Here is a 3,660-nt window from a genome sequence, read left to right on the forward strand (position 1 = left end):
GCGTTGATCTCAGTCGTTCTCCTCTTCGGAGGGGCGGGTTGTGACACGGGTGTTTCCTCGCCTGTCCACGACTATCGCGGCTGAAACGAACAGAGTTGTCCAAGTCAAGTACACTAACCCGCATAACTTAACGGTTATGCATTGTCTTCTATCCTCTGCGTGGGGCCGACCGACATCGGCAGCGCGGGTTCCAGGATGGAAGGCGGGAAAGTATGCTTTTGGTTCAGGAAAAGGGGTTGGTTGTTCCAGCTTCCGACCCATGGATTTGCTTTGCAAATCCAGTCTTTCTTTTTCTGGATCAAATCAAGCGCGAGAAGGGCGTTTGGTGAATGCCTTGGCAGCAAGAGGCGATGAAAGACGTGATACTCTGCGATAAGCCATGGGGAGCTGAGAATAAGCTTTGATCCATGGATTTCTGAATGGGGCAACCCACTTGAAAGCTTCATATTGTTAGTTTTGCTAATCAATATGTTGTTTAACCAAGTACTTAAGACCTGAATACATAGGGTTTTAAGAGCAAACCCGGGGAACTGAAACATCTAAGTACCCGGAGGAAAGGAAATCAATTGATACTCCCCTAGTAGCGGCGAGCGAACGGGGACCAGCCGAGCCAGATAAGTGACTAGAACATGTTGGGAAGCATGGCCATAGCGGGTGACAGCCCCGTATAGGAAGCTTTGATGGACGTATTAAGTAGGGCGGAACACGTGAAATTCTGTCTGAAGATCGGAGGACCACCTTCGAAGGCTAAGTACTCCTTGCTGACCGATAGCGAACCAGTACCGTGAGGGAAAGGTGAAAAGCACCCCGACGAGGGGAGTGAAACAGTACCTGAAACCGAACGCCTACAATCAGTCGGAGGATCCTCGAGATCTGACGGCGTACCTTTTGTATAATGGGTCATCGACTTGGTCTCACGAGCAAGCTTAAGCCGTTAGGTGTAGGCGTAGCGAAAGCGAGTCTTAATAGGGCGCATGAGTTCGTGGGATCAGACCCGAAACCGAGTGATCTAGGCATGGCCAGGTTGAAGGTAAGGTAACACTTACTGGAGGACCGAACCCACATCCGTTGAAAAGGATCGGGATGAGCTGTGCCTAGGGGTGAAAGGCCAATCAAACTCGGAGATAGCTGGTTCTCTGCGAAATCTATTTAGGTAGAGCGTCATCCGAATACCCCGGGGGGTAGAGCACTGGATGGGTAATGGGGCCCCACAGGCTTACTGATCCTAACCAAACTCCGAATACCCGGGAGTACTAGATGGCAGACACACTGCGGATGCTAACGTCCGTAGTGGAGAGGGAAACAACCCTGACCTACAGCTAAGGCCCCCAATTCATGGCTAAGTGGGAAAGCAGGTGGGACGACCAAAACAACCAGGAGGTTGGCTTAGAAGCAGCCATCCTTTAAAGATAGCGTAACAGCTCACTGGTCTAAATAAGTTGTCCTGCGGCGAAGATGTAACGGGGCTCAAGCCATGAGCCGAAGCTTAGGATGCCGTAAGGCATGGTAGCAGAGCGTAGTGTGACATAGAACTCATCCGTATTTGCATCTGTGCTGTGTAAGCAGTTGGATGTAATGACGGATCGAGTTCTTTCGATGAAGCCGGCGCGTGAGCGATCCGGTGGAGAGATCACTAGTGAGAATGATGACATGAGTAGCGACAAAGAGTGTGAGAGACACTCTCGCCGAAAGTCCAAGGGTTCCTGCTTAAAGCTAATCTGAGCAGGGTAAGCCGGCCCCTAAGCCGAGGCCGAAAGGCGTAGGCGATGGGAACTAGGTTAATATTCCTAGGCCAGGAGGATGTGACGGATTGCAGGTGTAGTTCAACCTTATCGGATTGGTTGGGCTGCTGAGCAGTTCCTGGAAATAGCCCTCCATCAGACCGTACCCTAAACCGACACAGGTGGACTGGTAGAGCATACCAAGGCGCTTGAGAGAACGATGTTGAAGGAACTCGGCAAAATACCTCCGTAAGTTCGCGAGAAGGAGGCCCGGTTCCTAGGCAACTAGGGGCTGGGGGCACAAACCAGGGGGTGGCGACTGTTTATTAAAAACACAGGGCTCTGCGAAGTCGCAAGACGACGTATAGGGTCTGACGCCTGCCCGGTGCCTGAAGGTTAAAAGGAGAGGTGAGAGCCTTGAATTGAAGCCCAGGTAAACGGCGGCCGTAACTATAACGGTCCTAAGGTAGCGAAATTCCTTGTCGGGTAAGTTCCGACCTGCACGAATGGCGTAACGACTTCCCCGCTGTCTCCAACATCGACTCAGCGAAATTGAATTGCCTGTCAAGATGCAGGCTTCCCGCGGTTAGACGGAAAGACCCCGTGCACCTTTACTACAGCTTCGCACTGGCATCAGGATTGTGATGTGCAGGATAGGTGGTAGGCTTTGAAGCGGAAACGCAAGTATCCGTGGAGCCTCCCTTGAGATACCACCCTTCGCACTCTTGATGTCTAACCGCGGTCCGTTATCCGGATCCGGGACCCTGCGTGGCGGGTAGTTTGACTGGGGCGGTCGCCTCCTAAAGCGTAACGGAGGCGCGCGAAGGTTGGCTCAGAGCGGTCGGAAATCGCTCGTTGAGTGCAATGGCAGAAGCCAGCCTGACTGCGAGACTGACAAGTCGAGCAGAGTCGAAAGACGGCCATAGTGATCCGGTGGTCCCGAGTGGAAGGGCCATCGCTCAACGGATAAAAGGTACGCCGGGGATAACAGGCTGATACTGCCCAAGAGTCCATATCGACGGCAGTGTTTGGCACCTCGATGTCGGCTCATCTCATCCTGGGGCTGGAGCAGGTCCCAAGGGTACGGCTGTTCGCCGTTTAAAGAGGTACGTGAGCTGGGTTTAGAACGTCGTGAGACAGTTCGGTCCCTATCTGCCGTGGGTGTAGGAGACTTGAGAGGAGTTGCCCCTAGTACGAGAGGACCGGGGTGAACGATCCACTGGTGGACCAGTTGTCGTGCCAACGGCAGTGCTGGGTAGCTATGATCGGACAGGATAACCGCTGAAGGCATCTAAGCGGGAAGCCCCCCTCAAAACAAGGTCTCCCTGAGGGCCGTGGAAGACCACCACGTCAATAGGCCGGAGATGTAAGCGCAGTAATGCGTTCAGTTGACCGGTACTAATCGCCCGATAGGCTTGATTTGATCCAGTAATGGAAAGACAAGACCAAAGCATACACCGACCTTGACAATGGATAGCGTCGTAGCACCCAGCCGCGATGTTGATTGATACTATAACCGTGCGGGAACGCGCCTTTTGTGAACAAAAGACGCTGCCTCCCGCTCGTCGCTTTTTTGCTTTGCAAAAACAGCGACGTGGGCTTTTCCTCGGTTTGGTGGTCATAGCGCAAGTGAAACACCCGGTCCCATACCGAACCCGGAAGTTAAGCACTGCCGCGCCAATGGTACTTGGGCTTAAGCCCCGGGAGAGTAGGTCACCGCCAAACCTAGAAAAAGCCCAACATCTCTCTAATACGATATCACACTTTCCGACCCTGACGCGGGATGGAGCAGCCCGGTAGCTCGTCAGGCTCATAACCTGAAGGTCGCAGGTTCAAATCCTGCTCCCGCAACCAGGTCGGAAAATCCACAGCAGCCCGTTCAGACTACAATTGATCCCCCGGATCAATTGCTTAACGTCTTCACCTCGTCAGGCTCATA

General features: G+C 53.1%; 1 tRNA gene and 2 rRNA genes. All 3 read left to right on the forward strand.

The annotated features are described in order from the left end of the window. The first annotated feature begins 301 nt into the window (after positions 1–301). Positions 302–3,144, forward strand: a 23S ribosomal RNA gene (locus tag ACR0EV_RS23945). Between the two features lie 187 nt (positions 3,145–3,331). After that, a 5S ribosomal RNA gene (gene rrf, locus ACR0EV_RS23950) occupies positions 3,332–3,446 on the forward strand. A 52-nt stretch (positions 3,447–3,498) separates the two neighbouring features. Beyond that, positions 3,499–3,575 (forward strand) — tRNA-Met (locus ACR0EV_RS23955). The last annotated feature ends 85 nt before the right edge of the window (positions 3,576–3,660 follow it).

This window comes from Ruegeria sp. CF8, from assembly GCF_056537285.1.